Source organism: Acidovorax sp. K2F, assembly GCF_025246485.1.
Lineage (GTDB): Bacteria > Pseudomonadota > Gammaproteobacteria > Burkholderiales > Burkholderiaceae_C > Acidovorax > Acidovorax delafieldii.
Window position 1 is genome coordinate 100,141 of the sequence record NZ_JAOBSQ010000037.1, and the last position, 21,800, is coordinate 121,940.

General features: G+C 66.3%; 21 protein-coding genes. 13 read left to right on the top strand and 8 right to left on the bottom strand.

The features are described 5' to 3' along the window. Positions 1-34 precede the first annotated feature (34 nt). From kdgD to N4G42_RS14210, 3 genes are all read left to right on the top strand, one after another. A complete protein-coding gene (gene kdgD / locus N4G42_RS14200) occupies positions 35-946 on the top strand; it encodes a 5-dehydro-4-deoxyglucarate dehydratase (RefSeq protein ID WP_056062529.1) in 912 nt (303 codons plus the stop codon). Positions 947-1,099: 153 nt separating this feature from the next. Beyond that, positions 1,100-1,564 (top strand): nuclear transport factor 2 family protein, encoded by a 465-nt coding sequence (locus N4G42_RS14205; RefSeq protein WP_260667634.1) that lies wholly within the window; start codon positions 1,100-1,102, stop codon positions 1,562-1,564. 66 nt (positions 1,565-1,630) lie between these two features. Further along, positions 1,631-2,596 carry a 2-hydroxyacid dehydrogenase gene (locus N4G42_RS14210; protein ID WP_260667635.1) on the top strand — a complete coding sequence of 322 codons (966 nt, stop codon included), beginning with the start codon at positions 1,631-1,633 and terminating at the stop codon, positions 2,594-2,596. Between the two features lie 65 nt (positions 2,597-2,661). Here the strand turns inward: N4G42_RS14210 and N4G42_RS14215 are convergent, their stop codons facing one another. Further along, on the bottom strand, positions 2,662-3,963 hold the full coding sequence (locus N4G42_RS14215; RefSeq protein WP_260667636.1) for a M20/M25/M40 family metallo-hydrolase: 1,302 nt from the start codon (positions 3,961-3,963) through the stop codon (positions 2,662-2,664). Between the two features lie 110 nt (positions 3,964-4,073). Next, positions 4,074-4,940 (bottom strand): LysR family transcriptional regulator, encoded by an 867-nt coding sequence (locus N4G42_RS14220; RefSeq protein WP_260667637.1) that lies wholly within the window; start codon positions 4,938-4,940, stop codon positions 4,074-4,076. A 97-nt stretch (positions 4,941-5,037) separates the two neighbouring features. On the opposite strand from N4G42_RS14220, the gene N4G42_RS14225 reads away from it, so the two are divergent. Continuing rightward, positions 5,038-5,469, top strand: coding sequence for a nuclear transport factor 2 family protein (locus tag N4G42_RS14225; protein ID WP_260667638.1), 432 nt, complete (start codon positions 5,038-5,040; stop codon positions 5,467-5,469). On the opposite strand, the gene N4G42_RS14230 is transcribed toward N4G42_RS14225, so the two are convergent. Next, a complete protein-coding gene (locus tag N4G42_RS14230; RefSeq protein WP_260667639.1) occupies positions 5,447-6,385 on the bottom strand; it encodes a LysR family transcriptional regulator in 939 nt (312 codons plus the stop codon). The two genes, N4G42_RS14225 and N4G42_RS14230, sit on opposite strands and share 23 nt — an antisense overlap. A gap of 108 nt (positions 6,386-6,493) precedes the next feature. Here N4G42_RS14230 and metE point away from each other — a divergent pair, with 108 nt between their 5' ends. From metE to N4G42_RS14245, 3 genes are all read left to right on the top strand, one after another. Next, positions 6,494-8,869, top strand: a complete 2,376-nt coding sequence (gene metE / locus N4G42_RS14235; RefSeq protein ID WP_260667640.1) for a 5-methyltetrahydropteroyltriglutamate--homocysteine S-methyltransferase — start codon at positions 6,494-6,496, stop codon at positions 8,867-8,869. A gap of 79 nt (positions 8,870-8,948) precedes the next feature. After that, positions 8,949-9,287, top strand: coding sequence for a ParD-like family protein (locus N4G42_RS14240; protein ID WP_260667641.1), 339 nt, complete (start codon positions 8,949-8,951; stop codon positions 9,285-9,287). Positions 9,288-9,295: 8 nt separating this feature from the next. Next, a complete protein-coding gene (locus N4G42_RS14245) occupies positions 9,296-9,934 on the top strand; it encodes a zeta toxin family protein (RefSeq protein ID WP_260667642.1) in 639 nt (212 codons plus the stop codon). Positions 9,935-9,973: 39 nt separating this feature from the next. Here the strand turns inward: N4G42_RS14245 and N4G42_RS14250 are convergent, their stop codons facing one another. Continuing rightward, positions 9,974-10,954, bottom strand: coding sequence for a ketopantoate reductase family protein (locus N4G42_RS14250; protein WP_260667643.1), 981 nt, complete (start codon positions 10,952-10,954; stop codon positions 9,974-9,976). Positions 10,955-11,284: 330 nt separating this feature from the next. Here N4G42_RS14250 and N4G42_RS14255 point away from each other — a divergent pair, with 330 nt between their 5' ends. The 6 genes from N4G42_RS14255 to N4G42_RS14280 all read left to right on the top strand — a co-directional run bounded on the left by N4G42_RS14255 (position 11,285) and on the right by N4G42_RS14280 (position 18,810). Continuing rightward, the gene (locus tag N4G42_RS14255; protein ID WP_260667644.1) at positions 11,285-11,803 is read left to right on the top strand and encodes a MarR family winged helix-turn-helix transcriptional regulator; all 519 of its coding nucleotides are present in this window, start codon (positions 11,285-11,287) and stop codon (positions 11,801-11,803) included. 122 nt (positions 11,804-11,925) lie between these two features. Then, on the top strand, positions 11,926-13,404 hold the full coding sequence (locus N4G42_RS14260) for an efflux transporter outer membrane subunit (RefSeq protein ID WP_260667645.1): 1,479 nt from the start codon (positions 11,926-11,928) through the stop codon (positions 13,402-13,404). Between the two features lie 63 nt (positions 13,405-13,467). Then, positions 13,468-14,793, top strand: a complete 1,326-nt coding sequence (locus N4G42_RS14265) for an HlyD family efflux transporter periplasmic adaptor subunit (RefSeq protein ID WP_260667646.1) — start codon at positions 13,468-13,470, stop codon at positions 14,791-14,793. Positions 14,794-14,809: 16 nt separating this feature from the next. Beyond that, a complete protein-coding gene (locus N4G42_RS14270) occupies positions 14,810-16,453 on the top strand; it encodes a DHA2 family efflux MFS transporter permease subunit (protein WP_260667647.1) in 1,644 nt (547 codons plus the stop codon). 230 nt (positions 16,454-16,683) lie between these two features. Continuing rightward, complete coding sequence (locus N4G42_RS14275; protein ID WP_007856361.1) at positions 16,684-16,842, top strand: DUF3309 family protein; 159 nt, start codon at positions 16,684-16,686, stop codon at positions 16,840-16,842. Between the two features lie 288 nt (positions 16,843-17,130). Beyond that, positions 17,131-18,810, top strand: a complete 1,680-nt coding sequence (locus N4G42_RS14280) for an ATP-binding protein (RefSeq protein WP_260667649.1) — start codon at positions 17,131-17,133, stop codon at positions 18,808-18,810. Positions 18,811-18,882: 72 nt separating this feature from the next. On the opposite strand, the gene N4G42_RS14285 is transcribed toward N4G42_RS14280, so the two are convergent. From N4G42_RS14285 to N4G42_RS14300, 4 genes are all read right to left on the bottom strand, one after another. Beyond that, positions 18,883-19,464, bottom strand: coding sequence for an EF-hand domain-containing protein (locus tag N4G42_RS14285; protein WP_260667650.1), 582 nt, complete (start codon positions 19,462-19,464; stop codon positions 18,883-18,885). Positions 19,465-19,634: 170 nt separating this feature from the next. Then, positions 19,635-20,087, bottom strand: coding sequence for a thioesterase domain-containing protein (locus tag N4G42_RS14290; protein ID WP_260667651.1), 453 nt, complete (start codon positions 20,085-20,087; stop codon positions 19,635-19,637). Positions 20,088-20,203: 116 nt separating this feature from the next. Beyond that, entirely contained in the window at positions 20,204-20,689 is a 486-nt protein-coding gene (locus N4G42_RS14295) for an NUDIX hydrolase (RefSeq protein ID WP_260667652.1), read from the bottom strand. Between the two features lie 127 nt (positions 20,690-20,816). Next, positions 20,817-21,719, bottom strand: coding sequence for a LysR family transcriptional regulator (locus tag N4G42_RS14300; protein ID WP_260667653.1), 903 nt, complete (start codon positions 21,717-21,719; stop codon positions 20,817-20,819). Positions 21,720-21,800: the final 81 nt, after the last annotated feature.

Genomic DNA, 21,800 nt, shown 5'->3' on the forward strand with positions numbered 1-21,800 from the left:
GTTTCATTCACCATCCTCTCCCGCTGCAATGACCATGACCCCGCAAGAACTCAAAACCATCATGGGCTCCGGCCTGCTCTCGTTCCCCATCACCGACTTCGACGAGCAGGGCAACTTCCGCCCCAAGACCTACATCGAGCGCCTGGAGTGGCTCGCCCCCTATGGCGCCAGCGCCCTGTTTGCCGCCGGTGGCACCGGCGAGTACTTCTCGCTCTCGGGCCCCGAATACAGCGAGGTCATCAAGACGGCCGTGGATACCTGCCGGGGCAAGGTGCCGATCATTGCCGGGGCCGGTGGCCCCACCCGCACGGCCATTGCCCATGCCCAGGAGGCCGAGCGTCTGGGCGCCCATGGCATCCTGCTGCTGCCGCACTACCTGACCGAAGCAGGCCAGGAAGGCCTGATCGCCCATGTGGAGCAGGTCTGCAAGAGCGTGAAGTTTGGTGTGATCGTCTACAACCGCGACCGCACCAAGCTCACGGCCGAGTCCCTGGCCATCCTGGCCGAGCGTTGTCCGAACCTGGTGGGGTTCAAGGACGGTGTGGGCAACATCGAGACCATGTCTTCCATCTACATGAAGATGGGGGACCGCTTCTCGTACCTGGGCGGTCTGCCCACGGCGGAGGTGTATGCCGCTGCCTACAAGGCGCTGGGCACCCCGGTGTATTCGTCGGCGGTGTTCAACTTCATCCCCAAGACGGCGATGGAGTTCTACAAGGCGGTGGCCAGCGATGACACAGCCACGCAGCACCGGCTGCTCAAGTCGTTCTTCATGCCGTACCTGGCCATCCGCAACCGGGTGGAGGGCTATGGCGTGTCGATCATCAAGGCGGGTGCGCGCATCGTGGGCCATGACGGCGGGCCGGTGCGGGCGCCGCTGACGGACCTCAAGCCCCACGAGATGGAAGAGCTCAAGGCGCTGATTGACAAGCTCGGGCCGCAGTAAGCGCGGCCTGGCGCAGGGCCTGGTTCACCAGGCCCTCGTTTTTTGCTCCCATTGCAGCCCCCCCTACACCCCGGGCCCGGCCGTGCACAGGTCCGGGGGCAGTCCTGGCACGCCCATTCCACAACCATCAACACAACAACGGAGACAGAAAAGATGTTCAAGAAAATCATTCTGGCCACAGCCGCCGCCGTCACGCTTGCCGCACTCTCAGGTTGCGCCACCGGTGCGGCAGCCACCGGCTCCTCGGCATCGGCCGAGCAAGCTGTGGCAGCCGCCGCAGAGAAGCTGCGTGTCGCCATGATCGACCCCACGCCTGCGGCGCTGACGGCCCTCGTTGCCGACGACCTGAGCTACGGCCATTCCGGCGGCCGCGTGGACACCAAGGACAGCTTCATTGGTGACCTGATCGCCGGCAAGTCCGACTTCGTGACCATCGCCATCACCGACCAGACCATCAAGGTGGTGGGCAACACCGCCATCGTGCGCCACACCCTCACGGCCGACACCAACGATTCGGGCAAGCCCGGCAAGGTGCAGATCAAGATCCTGGGCGTATGGCAACAGCAAGGGGGCCAGTGGAAGCTGCTGGCGCGCCAGGCCGTGCGCGTCGCGGCATGATGTAGACACATCGGGGCGGCTGTGTGCCGCCCCTTGCATTTTTTGGTACTGTTGCCCCACGAAACCATGACCACGACTCCCCCTCGCATCCTGCAAATCGGCCGCCTGCCCCTTCCCGCACTGGAAGTCGAACTGGCTGCCCATTACAGCGTCGCCTGCCTGGCCGACCAGACCGATCCGGCGGCTTTTCTGGCGTCGCACGGTGCGGAGTTCACGGGGGTGGTGACCACCGCAGCCATCGGCCTCAAGGGCGAAGTCATTGCGGCATTGCCCAACCTTCGGGTCATCAGCAGTTTTGGCGTGGGTTTTGATGCGCTGGACATCGATGCAGCCAAGGCCCGGGGTGTGCAGGTGGGCTACACACCCGGCGTGCTCAACGACTGTGTGGCCGACATGGCGTTCGCGCTGATGCTGGATGTGTCACGCCACGTGGCCGCCAGCGACCGTTTTGTGCGCCGTGGTGAATGGCCGAAGGCCAGATACGCACTGGGCACCCGCGTGTCCGGCAAACGGCTGGGCATCGTGGGCATGGGCCGCATCGGGCAGGCCGTGGCCGAGCGTGCGAGCGGCTTTCGCATGGAGGTGGGGTACCACAACCGCCGCCCGGCGCAGGAATGCGCACTGCCCTACTTCGAGTCGGTGACCGCGCTGGCGCAGTGGGCCGACTACCTCGTGCTCACCGTTGCAGGTGGCGCCGCAACGCGCCACCTCGTTAACCGCGATGTGCTGGAGGCCTTGGGCCCCAACGGATTTCTCATCAATGTGGCGCGTGGCACTGTGGTGGACGAGGCGGTACTGATCGATGCGCTGACCGAGCGCCGCATTGCCGGCGCCGGGCTGGACGTGTTTGAGAACGAACCCAGCGTGCCCGCCGCGCTGATGGCGCTGGACAACGTGGTGCTGACCCCGCACACCGCCAGCGCCACCCACGAAACCCGCCGCGCCATGGCAGACCTGGTGCTGGAGAACCTGGCATCCTTCTTTGCGACGGGCACCGTGCGCACGCCGGTGCCAGGCACGCCGGGCGCTTGAGCCCGCCACGGCGCCTTGTGTAACGCAGCTGCCCTCACAGGGAGGGTGTGGGGCAGTTCAGCGCGTCACTTCACGCGGTCGCGCGAGATGTCCATGATCATGCGCGTGGCCAGGTACAGGCGCGGCACGATGGTGTTGATCTGCACGTACTCCGCATCGTTGGAGTGCGCGCCGTAGCCCGACAGGCCCATGCCCTCCACCACCGCGCCCTTGGTCTTGAGCGCCGCAAACGCTGCGTCGGTGCCGCCGCCGGTGGCTTTTTCCACCACATTGAGCGACATGCCCAGCTCCTGGTAGATGACCTTGCCGTAACCCGCCACACGGCGGGATGCGTCGCTGGCCTCCAGCGGCGGGCGGCGCACTTCAAACTTCACATCCACCTTGGATGCGGGCAGCAGCTTGCTCTTGACCTTCTCTTGCAGGCCTTTCTCCAGCCCGTCGAAGTCCGCCACACGCAGCGCGCGCGCATCGGCCTGGGCCGTGGCTTCGGCCGGAATCACGTTGCGGTTGGTACCTGCCTTGGACACCGTCCAGTTCAGCTTGAGGCCCTCGTCGGACTTGGACAAGTCCTTCATTTGCAGCAGCTGGTGCGACAGCTCATACAGCGCGTTCACGCCATCCTCGGGCTTGGCCCCGGCGTGCGATGCCTTGCCCTGCACCGTGAGGTAGGCCGCCCCAATGCCGCTGGTGGCCAGGCGCAGCGTGCCGTCGGTGCCGCCGCCTTCGAACGACAACACCACGTCCTGCTCAGACGCCACACGGGTGATGGTGCTGCGCCAGCCGGGCGAGCTGATTTCTTCGTCACCGTTGATCAGCACGGTGAGCGTGCCGTAGTCCTTGAAGTTGAGCTTTTGCAGCAAGGCCACGGTGTGGATGATGAGCGCGATGCCCTGCTTGTCGTCCGAGATGCCCAGGCCATAGGCCTTGTCACCATCGATGCGGAAAGGCTGGCCCTTGAGCATGCCTTTGAGGTACACCGTGTCCATGTGCGCGATGAGCATGATCTTCTTGCTGCCCGTGCCCTTGAACACGGCCTGCACAGCAGGGCCCACCTTCTCGGGGGTATCGTCGAGGCGGTAGATATCGCTGGTCTGCAGCACGTCCACCGTGCCGCCCAATTGCTTGAGCTGGCTGGCAATGCGCTCGGCGATCTGGTTCAGGCCTTCGATGTCCTTGCTGCCCGACTCGATATGCACCAGGTCACGCAGGGTGTCGAGCAGCGGCTGCTGCTCCTTCTGGGCCAGCGCATGGACCTCAGCAACAGGTGCAGCTTGGGCCAGGGTGGCGGCAAACGCCAGCGCCAGCGAGGCCATCAGGGGGCGGACAAACGAAGGGGCTGAGTGTGGGCGGCGCTGCGGATGGTGCATGGTGCAAAGGCTCGGTGAAGGGATGAGGAAAGCGATTATGGAGTCTTGCAACACCAATTTCAAACACTGATCCTCCTTGCAATGTTTCGGTCAGCGCCTGCGCGCCAGACTCAGCCCGCGGGCGCAAACACCTCGGGGCCCAGCCGTGACTTGTGGCCCCGGGGTTCGAACAGCCACATGCCATACAGCGGCAGAGATTCCGCCAGCCGCAGGGGCGCCACCAGCGTGGACGCGCCGCCCAGTAACGCAGGGTGCGGCACAACAGCCAGCAGATCGGACTGCGCCACCAGGTGCAACAGGCTGGCAAAGTCGGGGCAGCGCACGGACATCTTGGGGGCAGGCATGCGGCGCACACGGTGCGCTTCCGTCAACACATCCACCGGCCCGCTGACGCTGGGCCCCACACAGGCCCACGCAGCGCCCTGCAGTTGCGCCAGCGACTGGGCCCGGACCCATGGGTGGCCCTTGCGCGCATAGACCTGGGGATGCAACTCGTACAGGGGGCGCTCCGTCACATCGGGATGCACAAACTTGCGCGGTTTGGGGGCAATGACCGCATCAAAGCGCCGCTGCAGCAGGCCGTCCAGCAGACTGCCTTCATCGGCCGTCGCCATCTCCAGCGAGCGCCGGGCGTTGGGCAGACACCAGCTGGCATACAGCAGCGGGCCGCAAACCAGCGCCGCTGAAGACGTGAGCCCCACCCGCAGCAGGTATCGGTCTGCCGCAGTCACCGAAGCGCGGGGCAACGCCTCCACCCCTTGTGCCAGGGGCAAGGCCTGCGCGGCTACGGCCCGGGCCAGGTCGGTGGGCACATGGCGTCGCCCGTCCCGCACCAGCAAGGGCTGCGCGAAGTGGGCTTGTAGTGCTTTCATGCCATGGCTGATCGCAGGCTGCGACACGCCGCAGGCCTTGGCCGCCAAGGCGAACGAGCCTTGTTCGATGACCGCATGGAGGTATTGCAGGTAGCGCAGATACATAAACACCTTTTATGTATAAGCCACCATTGTCTCTTGTCGTGCGGCGCGGAGTTGGCGAAGCTACGCACTCCACTCCACGCCCTTTGCATCGCCACGTATGAGCCACACCCCCATCGATACCGTCCGCACCTACCTCGCCCACCTGCACGCCAGCCACACCGACGGGTTGATTGCCTGCTTTGAAGACGATGGCGTAGTGCATTCCCCCTTCCTGGGCACCATGCGCGCGAGCGACTTTTTCCAAAAGCTCGCCCAGGCCTCCAGCGGCAGCGTGATCACCGTGCTGGATCTGTTCGTCTCCGCGCAACCAGACAACGGCGGCGCCGTGCGGGTCGCCGCCTATTTCCGCTATGACTGGACTTTGAACGATGGGCGCGAGGTGACGTTCACCTGCGTGGATGTATTCACGTTCGACGCGGGCAGCACGCGGATCCGCGACATGAACATCGTCTACGACACCCACCCGCTGCGCGAGGAAGTGGGCGACAAGTACGCGCCCGATCCGGTCACAACAACTCCACGCCCTTGAGCGTCACGAAACTCGTCTCCCGCGTCACCTGCACAAAGTCCTGCAGATACGGCTTGGCCGACAGGCTGGGCAGGCAGGCTGCGTGCAGCTCGCCGCGCAGGCCTTTTTCGCCAGGTCCTGCCGCAATGGGCCGCGCCGTCACATAGCCCCGGTCCAGGTAGCTCTGCACCGCCCACAGCGGCAGCGCCGCCACGCCGCGCCCGCTGGCCACCAGCTGCAGCATGGCCACCGTCAGCTCGGTGGTGCGGCGCGGGGGGCGCACGCCGGCGGGCTCCAGCACCTGGCGGATCAAATCGAGCATTTCGTCGGGCACGGGGTAGGTGATGATGGTCTGGTCGGCAAAGTCCTGCGCCACCAGGTGCGGCTTGGCCACCAGCGGGTGCGTGTTGGCCAGCAGCGAGCGGATTTCAAAGCCAAACAGCGCGTGGTAGTCCACGCCCGCCTCGTCGCCGTCCACCTCCGACACGATGGCCACATCGGCCCGGCCCTGGTGCAGCAGGCCCACTGGGTCGGCATGAAAGCCGCTCACGATGTCCAGCTCCACCTCGGGCCAGCGGGTGCGAAAGGCGTCCATGGCGGGCATCAGCCAGTCAAAGCAGGTGTGGCATTCCACCGCAATGCGCATCTGCCCGCCCTGCCCCAGCACCAGGCGGGCGATGTCGCGCTCGGCCCCTTCCACCTGCGGCAGCATCGCATCGGCCAGCGCGAGCAGGCGTTCGCCCACGGCGGTGAACTGCGGCGGCACCGATTTGCGCTCAAACAGCGGCTGGCCGTAGCGGTCTTCCAGCAGCTTGATCTGGTGCGACAGCGCCGACTGCGTGAGGTTGAGCAACTGCGCGGCCCGCACCAGGCTGCCGCTGTCACGCAGGGCCACCAGCGTGCGCAGGTGGCGCACTTCCAGGATCGACTGGTTCATTATTAATTTTCAAGTTGATCAACTAAAACTTTCGTTTGAATAATAAACGAGCCCACGCGACCATCGGTGCCTTCATTGCATTGCTCCATTCAGAAGAAGGAAATCACCATGTCGCTCGCCGCTCCAACCACCCGCCGCCCCGTGCTCACGCACACCCTGGGGTTTCCGCGCATGGGGGCGCAGCGCGCGCTGAAATTCGCGCTCGAATCCTTCTGGCGGGGCGACAGCACCGAGGCCGAGCTGCAAGCCACCGCCGCCCAGCTGCGCCAGCAACACTGGCAGGCGCAGGCCGACGCAGGCCTGGGCTTTGTGACCGTGGGCGACTTTGCGCTGTACGACCATGTGGCCAACCACATCCAGCTGCTGGGCTGCGAGCCTGCGCGTTTTGACTTTGACGCCCAAGCGCCCGAGCTGGCGCGCTACTTTGCTATGGCCCGGGGCGTGTCGGCCCAAGCTGAAAACCACCAAGGCTGCAGCACCGGTTGCACAGCCCAGCACCACACCACCGGCCAGCCCGCACTGGAGATGACCAAGTGGTTCGACACCAACTACCACTACCTCGTACCCGAGTTCAGCGCCCACACCCAGTTCCACCTGGCCAGCGAGCGCCTGTTTGCCGAAGTGGCCGAGGCCCAGGCGCTGGGCCACCGCGTCAAGGCCGTGCTGCTGGGGCCGCTGAGCTTTTTGTGGCTGGGCAAATCCAAGGCGGCGGGCTTTGACCGCTTCAGCCTGCTGGAATCCCTGCTGCCCGTGTACGAAGCCGTGCTGGCGCGCCTGAAGGCCCAAGGCGTGGAATGGGTGCAGATCGACGAGCCCATCCTGGGCCTGGACCTGCCCGATGCGTGGCGCCATGCCTTTGAGCCCAGCTACTGGCAACTCGCCCGCAGCGCGCCCAAGCTGCTGCTGGCCACCTACTTCTCGCCGCTGGCCGAAAACCTGCGCCTGGCCTGCCAGCTGCCCGTGGCCGGCCTGCATGTGGACGCCGTGCGCGCCCCCGACGAGTTGGTGGGCGTGGCCGACTGGTTGCCCTCGCACAAAGTGCTGTCGGTGGGCATCGTGGACGGCCGCAACATCTGGCGCACTGACCTGGATGCGGCGCTGCAAAAGCTGCGCCCCGTGGCCGACAAGCACCAGGGCGAGGTGTGGCTGGCGCCATCGTGCTCTCTGCTGCATGTGCCGTTCAGCCTAGAGGCCGAAACGCAACTGGACGCAGAGGTGAAATCCTGGCTGGCGTTTGCGGTGGAAAAACTGGATGAACTGCGTGTTCTGTCTACCGTGTTGTCACAAGGCGAGGCGGCAGTAGATGACGAACTGCGCGCGGCCCGCACCGCCCTGGCCGCCCGCCGCGCCAGCCCACGCGTGCACCGCGCCACGGTGGCCGCCCGCATTGCGGCCGCTGCTCCAGGTGCCGACCAACGCGCCAGCACCTTCCCCGCAAGGCAAAAGGCCCAGCGTGCGCGGCTCAAGCTGCCGCTGTTGCCCACCACCACCATCGGCTCCTTCCCGCAGACGGCCGAGATCCGCGCGGCCCGCGCCGCATTCAAGCGCGGCGCGCTCGATGCAGCCCACTACGAGCGGAAGATGCAGGCCGAGATCGCCCTGGCCGTGCGCAAGCAGGAGTCGCTGGGCATCGACGTGCTGGTGCACGGCGAAGCCGAGCGCAACGACATGGTCGAATACTTTGGCGAGCAGCTCGACGGCTTTGCCTTCACCGCCAACGGCTGGGTGCAAAGCTATGGCTCGCGCTGCGTGAAGCCGCCCATCATTTACGGCGACGTGGCCCGCCCCACGCCCATGACGGTGGCGTGGACGCAGTACGCGCAGAGCCTCACCGCCAAACCCATGAAAGGCATGCTCACCGGCCCCATCACCATCCTGCAATGGAGCTTTGTGCGCGACGACCAGCCCCGCGCCACCACGGCCGACCAGATCGCCTGGGCGATCCGCGACGAGGTGTGCGACCTGGAAGCCGCCGGCATCGCCATCATCCAGATCGACGAGCCCGCCATCCGCGAGGGCTTGCCGCTGCGCCGCGCGGGGTGGAAGAGCTATCTGGAGCGCGCCACGCGAGCCTTCCGCATCAGTGCCAGCGGCGTGCGCAATGACACGCAGATCCACACCCACATGTGCTACAGCGAGTTCAACGACATCCTGCCCGCCATCGCGGCCATGGATGCCGATGTGATCACGATTGAGACGAGTCGGTCGGACATGGAGTTGTTGCAGGGCTTTGGCGACTTCAAATATCCGAACGAGATCGGCCCCGGCGTGTACGACATCCACTCGCCCCGCGTGCCCGGCGTGCAGGAGATGGCCGCGCTGCTCGAAAAAGCCGCCGAGGTCGTGCTCGTGGAGCACCTGTGGGTGAACCCCGACTGCGGCCTCAAAACCCGGGGTTGGCCCGAGACTGAAGCCGCGTTGCGGCACATGGTGCAGGCCGCGCAGGTCGTGCGTGAGCGGTTGCTGGAGGAAGCGTTCAGCTGAAGCGTACGCTGCGGGTGATGGCGGCGCCATTTGCCAGCCCATCCTGATTGGCGCAAAATGCACCAATCAGGAGATTGCCATGTCCGCCACCCCCTTCTCGTCCGTCAAACTCCCCGCCCACTTGGTGGAGCAAGCCCGCCAGGCCGCGCAGCCCATGCGTCGCTCGGTGGCCAGCCAGATTGAATACTGGGCCACGCTGGGCCAGATCGTGGAGCACACCGGGCTGAGCGTGCAAGAGGCACGCAGCGCCATTGAGCAATATGAAGCTGCTGCATCCCGCACTGCTACAGCGGCAGCTCCCCCCTCGGTCGATGCCCTCACTGCCCGCCTGCTGGCCGCACAAACGCGCGGTACCCTGGCGCAGCGGGTGCGTGAGGTGGTACTGGAGAACCAGGCCAAAGCCACCGCCGCTGTTTGACACACGTGGTGGCGCCCCCGCAAACACCCTCCCGGCTATCGAGCACTAGCAATTCGCCCCGCTGGTTCCACCTGCTTGCGGGCCCCAACGGCGCGGGCAAATCCACCCTGTACCGCGCCCTAGTGCGCGAAGGCATCCTGGGACCGCCGCTGGAATTTGTGAACGCCGATCTTCACGAACAGGCAAATCTGCAGCACATTGCCGATCCAGAAGCCCGGTCCGAGGCCGCTCGCCACTGGGCCGACGAGCGACGCGCTACGCTGCTGGGCGAGGGCGCCGACTTTGCCAGCGAAACCGTTTTTTCGCACCCCTCCAAACTGGCCCTGATTGAAGAAGCCCAACGCCTTGGCTACACCGTGGCGTTGTATGTGGTGGCGCTGGACGACCCCAGTCGGCTGTTGAGCCGCGTGGCGCAGCGTGTGCGCGAAGGCGGGCATGCTGTGCCGCCCGAACGCATCCTGGCCCGCTACCCCCGCACGCTGGAAAACCTGACACGGGCCGTGCGCAAGGCCAATGTGTCGTATCTGTATGACGCCGCCGAGGTCACAGGCACCGGACCTCAGCTGGTGGCGGTGAGCACGCCGCATGAAACGACGGCGCTGGTGCCCCACTTGCCGCACTGGGCGCAGCAGCTGGTGGGTCGCTGAACCGGGCAGCGCACCCACCACGCCCGTGCTGCAACGTCATCACCGCAACGTGGGCTCGCTCCGCTGACCTTTCATCTCAGCCAACTTGACCAGCACCTGCATCGCGTGGTTCAGCGGCGTCGGCACGCCCAAGGCGGCGCCGCGCTTGACCACATAGCCATTCAGGTGGTCGATCTCGGTGGGCTTGCCCCGCGCCAGGTCCTGTGCGGTGGACGAATACTGGCCGGGCATGGTGCTGGCAATGCCGCGCACCGCCGCCTGCACATCGCCCGGAATCGTCACTCCGTCAGCAGCCGCCACCGCCAGGCACTCGGCCACGATGTCGGCAATCACCTGCGTCACGCCGGGCACCTGCACCAGCGGGCCGTAGGGTTGTTGCGACAGTGCAGACAGCGCGTTGTAGGCGCTGTTGAGCACCAGCTTGGCCCAGAGCGCGCCACGCACGTTGTCTGACACTTGGGTGGGAATGCCCGCTGCCGTGAGCTGGCGGGCCACCTCGTCGCTGCGCGGCGAAGGTGCGATCACCAGCTCGCCCCGGCCATGGTGCACCACGTGCCCGGGGCCGCCCATGGCAGTAGCCACATAGACCACCGCGGCTGCCACGGGGGTGCTGGCGTCCAGCACGGCGCGCACGCGCTCGTCGTTGTCCACACCGTTCTGCAAGGTCAGCACCAGCGCGCCAGGGGCCAAATGTGGGCGGATCTGCTGCGCGGCGTCTTCCGAGTCGGACGACTTCACGCAGAACAGCACCACGTCCGCGCCGTGCACCGCGCTGGCCTCGGTGCTGGCCGCCAGGGGCACCTGCACATCCATCGCCGCCGTCTGCAGCCGCAGACCGTTGTCACGCACGGCCAGCACGTGGGCGGGCCGCCCGATGAGCGTGACGGCATGGCCCGCCCGGGCGAGCAAGGCACCAAAGTAGCAGCCCACGGCACCCGCGCCCATCACGGCAAAGCGCAAGGGCGGGGAAATGTCCGAGGCGGTGGGCAGGGAGGCAGACGAATCAGCAGAAGCGGTCATGGCGGTGTCCCGGTGGGCAAGTCACAGAAGGGGCGGTCAACAAGGCGCCTCACTATATCGGCGGCAGCCTGCGCACCAAAAATCAAGGTTTTTTGGACTGATGCGCTAGTCGAACATGCCTCATCAGCTATCAAATACGTAGCAAATTGACATTCTGCAAGGCTGCTTGCAGGGGCGCACTCCCTTCACTCGCGCCATTTTCAGCACCGCGAACCCCCGTCCGTTACCTCCCGTTCGTGTGCTCCCACCCCGCTCAAAGGCCCCTCTCCAGGGTCAGGAATTTAATCAATGCAAAGACAATAATTGTCTAGTCAATTAAATTTCCCACCCATGTCAGCCCCTCCCGAACCCAGCCAAGCCCCCGCGTTCTACAACGCCGAGCACTACGACCCCAGCAAGCTGGTGCCCGAAAACAGCGTCGGCTACCTGATGCGCAAGGTGATGTCGTCCATCCGCACGCAGGCCGATGCCCAGCTGTCTTTGCACGAACTCACCTACGCCCAGTGGCTGCCACTGTTCAAGTTGTCCCTGTGCGAGACCGCCACCGTGGCCAGCCTGGCGCGTGACCTGGAGACCGACCCCGCCTCCATGACCCGGTCGCTCGACCGCATGGAAGCCAAGGGCCTGGTGGTGCGTGAGCGCTCCACCGTGGATCGCCGCGTCGTGCAGCTCAGGCTCACACCGGAAGGCCAGCGCATTGCAGCCCTGGTGCCGCCCGTGCTGGCCGACGTGCTCAACGGCCACCTCAGCGACTTCAGCCACGACGAGTGGCAGCTGCTGCTGTCCATGCTGCGCCGCATGCTGGCGAACGGAAAACCCCCTGTGCCGCCTTCGGCGCCTTCCCCCTGAAGGGGGACGCCACCAGTGGCCTGGCAAAGCCAGTTCCACGGTGGCCCTGGCCTCGGCCCTGCCAGTTTCCAACGCCCTCGTTTTCCTCCACACAACACCCAAAAACCATTCTGGAGATTTCCGTGACCGCCACTGCCCCCACCCCTCTGTCCACCCGCTCTGCCCTCGCCGCCCATCTGGCGGTATCGGCCGTTGCCCTGGCCGCCGCGCTGCTACTGGTGGGCTGCGCCAACCCCGGCCCGGCCCACACACCGCTGGCGCAAACCACCCCGGCCGCCGCCGGCCTGAACGCAGCCACCACCGACGTGGTGGCCACCAGCCAATGGTGGAAAGCGCTGGGCGACGAGCAGCTCAACACCCTGATCGACACCGCCCTGCAAGGCAGCCCCAGCCTGGCCGTGAGCCGCGCCCGCCTGGAACAGGCCGTGGCCCTGAGCCAGGTGCGCGAGGCCGCCAACGGCCCGCAGGCCACCCTGGGCGTGGACGCTACCCGCCAGCGCTACACCGCCAACGGGCTGGTGCCCGCCCCGGTGGCAGGCAACACATACAACAGCGGCACCGTGCAGGCCACGCTGAGCTGGTCGCCCGACTTCTTTGGCCAGCACGCTGCCGAGCTGCAGGCCGCGCTGGGCCAGGCCCGCGCCGCCCAGGCCGATGCCGCCGCCGCCGCCAACACCCTGGCCGCCCAGGTGGGGCGCAGCTATGTGGCGCTGGCCCGGCTGGTGGCCCAGCGCGACGTGGCGACGCGCGCGCTGGAGCAACGGGAAGAACAGCGCAAGCTCACGCAAGAGCGCACCTCTGCCGGCCTGGACAGCCAGGTCGAGCTGACCCAGGCCCAGACCGCTGTGCCCGACGCCCGCACACAAATCGAAGCGCTCGAAGAGCAGATCACCCTGGGCCGCCGCCAACTGGCCGTGCTGACCGGCCAGGCGCCCGATGCCCTGCCCCAGCTCACGCCCCGCCTTGCCGCCCTGCAGCCCACTGCCGTGCCCGAGGTGCTGGGTGCCGACCTGCTGGGCCGCCGCCCCGATGTGGTGGCCGCGCGCTGGCGCGTGGAAGCGGCAACGCAAGGTGTGAACAGCGCGCGCAGCGAGTTCTATCCCAACATCAACATCGGCGCGTTCATCGGCCTGAACTCGCTGGGGCTGGACCGGCTGTTCAACGGCAGCTCGCGCCAGATGGGCGTGACGCCCGCGCTGCGCCTGCCCATTTTTGACGGGGGCCGCCTGCGCGCCCAGCTGGGCGGCCGCGCCGCCGAGCTGGACGTGGCCATCGCCCAGTACAACGGCGCCGTGCTCGATGCGGTGAAGGAAGCCGGCGACGCCGTGGCCTCCATCCAGTCGCTCACCCGCCAGCAGGCCTTGCAGGACGAGGCCGTGGCCAGCGCCGAAAAAGCCTACCGCTTTGCGCAGGAGCGCTACCGCGCAGGCCTGGGCAACTACCTGGTGGTGCTCTCCACCGAAAGCCAGGTGCTGGCCCAGCGCCGCCTGGCCGTGGACCTGCGCGCCCGCCAGCTCGACACCCGCCTGGTGCTGATGAAGGCCCTGGGTGGCGGCTGGACGGACGACACGGCCGTGCTGCACACCGCCGCCGCGCACTGACCGGCCCACCGGACCGCACTCATTCAAAAACACATAACAACACATTCCTGAAAGACCACAGCCATGACCGCCAACAGCGAACCCCTCACCGCCAACGAAGCCAACACCGCCCGCCGCCGCGGCCTCACCCTCATCGCCGCAGCCGTCGCGCTGGTGGCCATCGGCTGGGGTGGCTGGCACTGGGCCAATGGCCGCCATGTCGAGACCACCGACAACGCCTACGTGGCAGGCAACGTGGTGCAGATCACGCCGCAGATCGGCGGCACGGTGGTGTCCATCGGCGCTGACGACACCGACTATGTGAAGGCCGGCCAGTTGCTGGTCAAGCTCGACCCCGCTGACGCCCGCGTGGCGCTGGAGCAGGCCGAGGCCCAGCTTGCACAGACGGTGCGCGAAGTGCGCACCCTGTATGCCAACAACTCCACGCTCAAGGCCCAGGTCAGCCTGCGCAGCGCCGACCTGGCCCGTGCCCAGGCCGATGCTGCCCGCGCCCAGGACGACGTGAACCGCCGCACCCCGCTGATGGCCAGCGGTGCCGTGGGCAAGGAAGAGTTCCAGCACGCCACCGCGCAGCTGGCCGCCGCCAAGAGCACCGTGGCCGCCGCCCAGTCGGCCGTGCTGGCCGCACAAGAACAACTGGCCGCCAGCCAGACACAGACAGAAGGCACCTCGGTCGAGCAGCACCCCAATGTGCAGCGCGCCTCGGCCCGCGTGCGCGAGGCCTACCTGGCCGTGCAGCGTGCCCAGCTGGTCGCCCCGCTGGACGGCCACGTGGCCAAGCGCGGCGTGCAAGTGGGCCAGCGTGTGCAGGCCGGCGCCCCGCTGATGACGCTGGTGCCGCTGAACGACCTTTGGGTGGACGCGAACTTCAAGGAAAGCCAGCTCAAGACCCTGCGCATCGGCCAGACCGCCGAACTGGAAGCCGACGTGTACGGCACCAAGGTCACGTACCACGGCACGGTGACCGGGCTGGGCGCAGGCACTGGCGCTGCCTTTGCGCTGCTGCCCGCACAGAACGCCACGGGCAACTGGATCAAGGTGGTGCAGCGCGTGCCCGTGCGCATTGCGCTCGACCCCAAGGAAGTGGCAGAGCACCCGCTGCGCGTGGGCCTGTCGATGGAAGTCAAGGTGGACACCGCCGACCAGAGCGGCAAGACGCTGGCCGACACGCAGCGCACCACGCCTGTGGCCGCCACCGCTGTGTTCGACGAGCAATTCAAGGCCGCCGACGACGAAGTGGCGCACATCATCGCCGCCAACCTGGGCCGCAATGGCAAGGCCGCACTGGCCGTGGCGTCGCCCAAGGTGAGCAGCCAGCCCGCAGTGCAGGCGCAAAAGCATGCATCGGCCCCGGCGCAGCCCGCTGTGCAGTCCCCGGTGGTGCAGTAAGCGGGGTTGACCGAGCATGACTGCCGCCAACCCCACTGCAGACACGGCAGGCCAGGCCCCCGCTCCGGCGGCGCCTGCTGCGGTGTCGCCACCAGCAGCCCCCCCCGGGCCGCCTGCTGCCTATCCGCCGCTGCAGGGCTCCGCCCTGCTGCTGGGCACACTGTCGCTGTCGCTGGCCACGTTCATGAACGTGCTGGACTCGTCCATCGCCAACGTTTCCATCCCGGCCATTGCCGGCGACCTGGGCGTGAGCCCCGGCCAGGGCACCTGGGTCATCACCAGCTTTGGTGTGGCCAATGCGATCTCGGTGCCGCTCACCGGCTGGCTCACGCAGCGCTTTGGCGCGGTGCGCCTGTTCACCATGAGCGTGCTGCTGTTCGTGCTGACCTCCTGGCTGTGCGGCTTTGCGTCGTCGCTGGAGATGCTGGTGTTCTTCCGCGTGCTGCAGGGCCTGGTGGCCGGGCCGATGATTCCGCTGTCGCAAACGCTGCTGCTGGCGAGCTACCCGCGTGCCTTGGCCGGCACGGCGCTGGCGCTGTGGGGCGTGACCACGCTGGTCGCGCCGGTGGTGGGGCCGCTCCTGGGCGGGTGGATCACCGACAACATCTCGTGGCCGTGGATCTTCTACATCAACGTGCCCGTGGGCCTGCTGGCCGGGGTGCTGACCTGGGGCATCTACCGCAAGCGCGAGACCCCCATCCGCAAGTTGCCGATTGACACCGTGGGCCTCAGCCTGCTGGTGCTGTGGGTCGGCGCGCTGCAGCTCATGCTCGACAAGGGCAAGGAGCTGGACTGGTTTGCCTCGGGCGAGATCATCACCATGGCCGTGGTCGCCGTGGTGGCGTTTGCTGTCTTCCTGGTGTGGGAGCTGACCGAGAAGCACCCGGTGGTGGACCTGAAGCTCTTCAAGGGCCGCAACTTCACCTTTGGTGCGCTGGCGCTGTCGGTGGCCTATGCGCTGTTCTTCGGCAACGTGGTGCTGCTGCCGCTGTGGCTGCAGCAGTGGATGGGCTACACGGCCACCTCGGCCGGCATGGCGCTGGCGCCGGTGGGCGTGTTCGCCATCCTGCTCACGCCGCTGGTGGGCAAAAAGGTCGGCCAGTGGGACCCGCGCCGCATGGCCACGGGTGCGTTCATCGTGTTCAGCACGGTGCTGTGGATGCGTTCGCAGTTCACGGTGCAGACGGACTTCATCCACATCCTGATCCCCACGCTGTTGCAGGGCGCGGCCATGGCGTTCTTCTTCATCCCGCTGACCACGCTGACGCTGGCGGGTGTGTCGCCAGACCGCATCCCGGCGGCAGCAGGCTTGTCGAACTTTGTGCGCATCACCGCCGGTGCCATGGGCACGTCGATTGCCACCACGCTGTGGGAGAGCCGCGCCGCCATGCACCACGCGCACCTGACCGAAGGGCTGGTGCAAGGCCAGGGGGTGTTCGCGCAGACGCTGGACGGCCTGGTGGCCTCGGGCCTCACGCAGATGCAGGCGCTGGCGCAGATCAACCGGCTGATCGACCAGCAGGCGTTCACCCGCGCGGCCAACGACATCTTTTTGGGCTCGGCCGGCTTGTTCCTGCTGCTGATCGGGCTGATCTGGCTGACCAAGCGCCCTGCGCGCAGCGGCGGTGCGGGCGCGGCAGACGCGGCGGGGGCCCACTGAGAGGCTTCGGCACAGGTTTGGAGAAAAAACAGCTGCAAGCGCTAGTCAAACATGCGCCTGCAGCTATCATTTTTGACATGAATCTGCGGGGTCTCGTCCGGGCACAACCCGCGCATCCCACAGTGGGTGTCGGAAATCCCTGACCCAGTGGCGGGCGCGGCACCTGCGGGCAGTTCGCGGGGTGCACCCAACAATGCACTCACCGCAAACCACTCCAACAAGGAACTGCCATGTCACTCTCGCTGATTCTTCTGATCGTTCTGATCCTCATCCTGGTCGGCGCCCTGCCCACCTGGGGCCACAGCCGCTCATGGGGCTACGGACCCAGCGGCGGGATTGGCCTGGTGGTGCTGATCCTGGTGATCCTGCTGCTGATGGGCCGGATATGACCGGTTGTTGAACCTTCCACGCAGGTGTGGGGCGCGAGGCAACACTGCTCGCGCCCCGTCCGCTACGGAGCACTCACCCAGGGCCCTTTCGAGGGCCCTTTGTTTTGGGCGCCGCGTTGTGAGTGGCTCGCCGGCACCACTGGCAAACAAACCAGCCGGCGGCAGACACAACCCAATCAAATGATCAATTCGCGCCCAAAAATACAATTAAATTGATATTAGTTGCATTTTCATAATTTATTTGATACAAACGATACCTTTGTCTGACTACCTACGCGCCCAGCGCCCATGCATCTCCCCATCTCCACCGTCGGCAACATGCGGCAGTTTCAGGTCCGCTTGCTTCAGAGCATGTTGCTGGCCAACATCGCGCTGGGGCTCCTGTTGCTGGGGGTGGGGTCGTGGGGGCTGATTCCCACGCCGGGCACATGGAGCCTGGCCATCGGGGCTGGCACCTTGCTGATGATGGCGCTGTGGGTGGCGCTGCGCTGTCGGCCCCAGGTGTATGTGTCGGTGGCGCTCGTTCAAACCATCGCCGGGCTGGCGCTGTTCACCTATGCGCTCTGGCAGCCGCTGGGGCACGAGTTGCGCGCCGTATGGTTCTTGATTGGCGTGGGTGCGGCCTACCTGTTGCTGGGGCGCGCAGCAGGCATTGGCTACACCCTGGTGACGGTGGCGCTGATGCTGGGCAGCAGCGGCCTTCAAAGGCTGCCGTATTCGCCGCACGCACTCATCACCTTCACGCTGGCACTGGTGCTCAGCAGCGTGTGCTTTTACCTGTTTGTGGGAGAGGCGCTGCGCATGTACCAACACCTGTCCGAGCGGGATCAACAGTTCACGCTGCTCACGGAAGGCGCGGAAGAAGTGATCTGGCGGATCAACCCCGACATGACGGTGGCGTATGTGAGCCCCTCTGACGAGCGGGCGCGCGGCGTCCCCGCGCACGAGGTCATCGGCCGCTCGATCTACAAGACACTGACACCCGAGGGCGCTGAGGCACTGCGCGAGGCGGTGCGTGACCGGCAGCCGCTGTTGACGCTGCCAATGCGCTGTGCCAATGGCGGCGTGCGGTGGTTTGAGATGTCCAGCCGCCTGTACCGCGATGCCCGGGGCCAGCCAGCCGGATACCACAGCATTGGCCGCGACGTGACCGGGCGACGGGAGCTGGAGCGCGCCTTGCAGGCAGAGCGGCAGCACCTGGAGGCTCGGGTCAAGGAGCGCACGGCAGCGTTGTCCGTCGCCAAGGAAGCCGCAGAGGCTGCCCTGCGCACCAAGAGCATCTTTCTCGCCAACATTGGGCACGAGTTGCGTACCCCCATGACACTGATCCTGGGGATGACCGAACTGGCTCGCAACCGCTCGCAGGATGAGCGCCTGAAGCCCGTGCTGAACAATGTGATGGATGCGGCCAAAGGCCTCATGCGCATGCTCAACGACCTGATCGATCTGGCTGCGCTGGAAACACGCCAGGTAGCGTTCCAGTTTGCGCCGCTATCGGTCCCAGAGCTGGCCGCAGATGCGGTGCAACTGCTGGAGCCGCAGGCGCGCCAAAAAGGCTTGCAGATCTTCCTGGCCCTCGATGGCGTGGGCACCGACGCCAGCCACGTGGGGGACGCAGACCGTATTCAACAGGTGCTGGTCCAGCTGCTGGACAACGCCGTGAAATTCAGCCTCTCGGGTCACATCCAGTTGACCCTGGAGACCGAGCAGGACACCCCTGATGCGACGGTGTGGCGGCTGCGCGTGACGGACGAGGGTATTGGCATTGCGGCCGGTGACCAGCACCGCATCTTCACGTTGTTCGAACAGGTCGACGGGTCATCCACGCGCAGCTTTGAGGGTGCGGGACTGGGGTTGGCGCTGTGCAAACGCCTCGTCGAGGGCATGGGGGGCAGCCTGGGGGTGGAGAGTGAACCGGGCAAGGGCAGCAGCTTTTGGGTGTCGCTGCCGCTGCCCAAGGTCACCTGATACGGCTCCAGCCCCAACACGCGTGCTCACAGCGCAGGTACAGGACCGGTGCCCCTTCACGGTTCAGGCTGTTCAGGCAGTCCGTGTCGGGGGCGCACGCCGCTCTGCCAGAGCAAACGCCGAAGTCAGCGCTGCAAACTCGTCCTTGGCCACGGTGCCATCGGCGTTACCCGCACGGTCCATCACCTGCAGCACGGCTTGCGCGAACGGATCGCTGCCCGCCTGCTGGCCTTTGGTGCGGGCCAGCCCCTTGAGGAATTCATCGTGGGTGATGACACCATCCTTGTCCGCGTCAAAGCCCGCCGTGAGCTGCTGCTTCTGATCCTCGGTGGCACCAAACCGAGTCAGCAACGCCTGGAAATCGTCCTTGGACACGGACCCTGCCGCACGGCCACCGGGCAATGCCGCAGTGGCCTGACCGGACGAACGCCCCACGGTCATCCCCGCGCCAGAAGGCTGGCCCTGGGTGGCCAGAGCGCCCTGCCCGGCCATCCCCGCCAGCGTCTGCGCCTCGGGGCTCAGCGTGACCACGGCCGAGGGCTCGGGCGCCGCCGCCTCACCCCCACGCCGCGTCGACGCCTTGCCCGCGCCACTGGAGGCCGCATTGAAAATCATCGACGCCACCGATGCGAGGCCGGAAATGAGAGGGGACATCGCCATGAACTCCTGTGTGGCGACAGCCCGGTACCTTTGACCTGTCCGCAAGTCACCGCATCGCCCAGGGCCACAAGGTTACGCGCCTGGAGCGCGGGCAATGGCGGGATCAGCAGGGGCTAAAGGGGCGAGTTTGGCCGCTCATGCAGGGGCGCCACACCGCTCATGTTTCACGCATGACCCGGCCCAAAGGCCACAAACTCGCCAGCGAGCGCCCCCGCCACCTGCCCCTGGTAGTGCAGCGCTGCGGCCTGCGTGATCCGGCCCAGGCCCTTGCGGCGGATCATGCGGGTGAACGACTCCCAGGCTGGACGCGCGGGCGCCAGCGCCACAGCCGTGAAGCTGCCGTCAATGGGCATGAGGTAGTCCATGGTGTTGCGCTGGATCACCAGCCGGCTGCCCAGCCCCTCAGCCTTGAGCCCCAGGTGCAGCATCGACCACGCCGCCAGAATGGCCACAGCCGAAGCGCTGCCCCCAAACACCGTCTCGCGGTGGTTGATGTTGGGCGCCAGGGGCGCAGTCAGTACCACTTGCTGCAGCGATGCCTCCACCACGGTGACCTGCATGGCCTGGGACAGAGGGATGTGTTGGTGCAGATAGGTTTGCAGTTCTGAAGGAGTCACAGGATTTCCCAGCGAATAAATGCCAAGCGCTAGACCGTATCAAATCGCCGCACAGCTTCCATCATGGCGCAGCGCAGCCCTCAAAGATCGAATATCGCAGTCCCGGCGGTGCGGTTTCAGAAGCCCGGGTCACGGTGAACGATGTGCGCGACCTCAGCCCTTCCGTGCACCAGCCAGTGCCGCAGGTGCGCTGCCAGAAGTGCAGGCCGAACGTCGATGCCCTCCAGTTCGCCCGGCCCGAACCACGCGAACTCCAGGACGCGCGATCCTTCGACGCCCGCATAGGGCCCCGGGCGCGACAACAACAGGCTTCCGGGCAGCGGAGTAGCGTGCAGATACAGCCCGATCTCATGGTACGCGGTGCCAACGTACGTGAAGAAGTTTTCCACGACACAGGCCAATGCGCCGGGCTCCACGGGCTGGCCCAGCTCTTCCTGTAGTTCACGGACCAGCGCTTGTGCTGCTGTTTCCCCCGCCTCGATACCTCCCCCGGGCAACGCCCAGAAAGCGTCACCCGCCACCCGGTGCAGCAGTACGCGGCCTTTGCTCTGGATCAGCGCCGCAGCGCGTTGACGCACGCGAAGCGGGCTGGGATGTGGCACGGGGCTCAAGTCTCAGATCCCGATTGATTTTTCACTGCCATCTTTTGCCCTTCGATATCAAGCCAAAATGGCCTATAACGCTTATCTCAAAAGCGCAAAAAGCTATAAATACAGTAGCAAAAGCAATTCACTGTCCATCCGCCGGCGGCAACAACAACCCCTGCTGAGCCGCCACCGCCTCCCGCAAAAATGCCCACGTGGCCTGCATGCGGGCTACATGTTTGTTGTCGCCAGGCATGGACATCCAGAAGGTGCGCTGAAAGCGTGCCCCCCCCGGCAGCACAGGCACCAGCGACGGATCTTGCGCTGCCACAAAGGCGGGCAGCACAGCCAGCCCCGCCCCCACGCGGGCGGCTTCGTACTGGGCCAGGATGCTCGTGCTGCGCAGCGCGAAATGCGCGGGGCGATGCAGCTCGTCCAGGATCTGCAGCTCCTTGCTGAACAGCAGGTCGTCCACGTAGCTGATGAAGGTGTGGCCCCGCAGGTCGTCCGGCGTGTGGATGGGGGCATGGCGCTGCAGGTAGCTGCGCGCTCCATACAGTTGCAGCACGTAGTCGGTGAGCTTCACGACCACCACCGCGCCGCGGGCCGGTCGCTCCAGCGAGATGACGATATCGGCCTCGCGGCGCGACAGGTGCACCAGGCGCGGCAGGGCCAGGAGGTCCACTACCAAACCGGGGTGATCCAGCGCAAACCGGGCCAGCTGGGGCGCCAGGATCAGGTTGCCAAAGCCCTCGGTGGTTCCAATGCGCACCAAGCCATGTAGGCCTTGGCGCACGCCGGGGGCGGCGCTTTCCACCGCCAGAAAGGCGGCTTCCATGGCCTCGACCTGGGGCAGCAGTGCGCGCCCGGCCTCGGTCAGCCGGTGGCCGCCCGCCTCGCGCGCAAACAGGGCGGAACCCACCTGCTTTTCGAGCGCCTGCAGGCGGCGCGCCACCGTGGTGTGGTCTACGGCCAAGCGGCGCGCAGCCCCCACCAGCGTGCCGGCGCGGGCCAACTCCAGAAAGTAGCGCAGGTTGTCCCAGTCCATGGGGTAGTCCTTGAATCAGTGAGCATTACGCAAACCAGGATACGCAAAGGTCGGAGGCAAAAGCAGCGATGTGCATTTTTG

Excerpts from the sequence above, each read along its gene's own strand:
- N4G42_RS14270 (WP_260667647.1), top strand. The coding sequence starts at position 14,810 with ATGACTGCCGCCAACCCCACTGCAGACACGGCAGGCCAGGCCCCCGCT.
- N4G42_RS14255 (WP_260667644.1), top strand. The coding sequence starts at position 11,285 with ATGTCAGCCCCTCCCGAACCCAGCCAAGCCCCCGCGTTCTACAACGCC.
- N4G42_RS14250 (WP_260667643.1), bottom strand. The coding sequence starts at position 10,954 with ATGACCGCTTCTGCTGATTCGTCTGCCTCCCTGCCCACCGCCTCGGAC.
- N4G42_RS14210 (WP_260667635.1), top strand. The coding sequence starts at position 1,631 with ATGACCACGACTCCCCCTCGCATCCTGCAAATCGGCCGCCTGCCCCTT.
- N4G42_RS14300 (WP_260667653.1), bottom strand. The coding sequence starts at position 21,719 with ATGGACTGGGACAACCTGCGCTACTTTCTGGAGTTGGCCCGCGCCGGC.
- N4G42_RS14230 (WP_260667639.1), bottom strand. The coding sequence starts at position 6,385 with ATGAACCAGTCGATCCTGGAAGTGCGCCACCTGCGCACGCTGGTGGCC.
- N4G42_RS14240 (WP_260667641.1), top strand. The coding sequence starts at position 8,949 with ATGTCCGCCACCCCCTTCTCGTCCGTCAAACTCCCCGCCCACTTGGTG.
- N4G42_RS14225 (WP_260667638.1), top strand. The coding sequence starts at position 5,038 with ATGAGCCACACCCCCATCGATACCGTCCGCACCTACCTCGCCCACCTG.
- N4G42_RS14285 (WP_260667650.1), bottom strand. The coding sequence starts at position 19,464 with ATGTCCCCTCTCATTTCCGGCCTCGCATCGGTGGCGTCGATGATTTTC.
- N4G42_RS14220 (WP_260667637.1), bottom strand. The coding sequence starts at position 4,940 with ATGTATCTGCGCTACCTGCAATACCTCCATGCGGTCATCGAACAAGGC.
- metE (WP_260667640.1), top strand. The coding sequence starts at position 6,494 with ATGTCGCTCGCCGCTCCAACCACCCGCCGCCCCGTGCTCACGCACACC.
- N4G42_RS14265 (WP_260667646.1), top strand. The coding sequence starts at position 13,468 with ATGACCGCCAACAGCGAACCCCTCACCGCCAACGAAGCCAACACCGCC.
- N4G42_RS14280 (WP_260667649.1), top strand. The coding sequence starts at position 17,131 with ATGCATCTCCCCATCTCCACCGTCGGCAACATGCGGCAGTTTCAGGTC.
- N4G42_RS14215 (WP_260667636.1), bottom strand. The coding sequence starts at position 3,963 with ATGCACCATCCGCAGCGCCGCCCACACTCAGCCCCTTCGTTTGTCCGC.
- N4G42_RS14205 (WP_260667634.1), top strand. The coding sequence starts at position 1,100 with ATGTTCAAGAAAATCATTCTGGCCACAGCCGCCGCCGTCACGCTTGCC.
- kdgD (WP_056062529.1), top strand. The coding sequence starts at position 35 with ATGACCCCGCAAGAACTCAAAACCATCATGGGCTCCGGCCTGCTCTCG.
- N4G42_RS14275 (WP_007856361.1), top strand. The coding sequence starts at position 16,684 with ATGTCACTCTCGCTGATTCTTCTGATCGTTCTGATCCTCATCCTGGTC.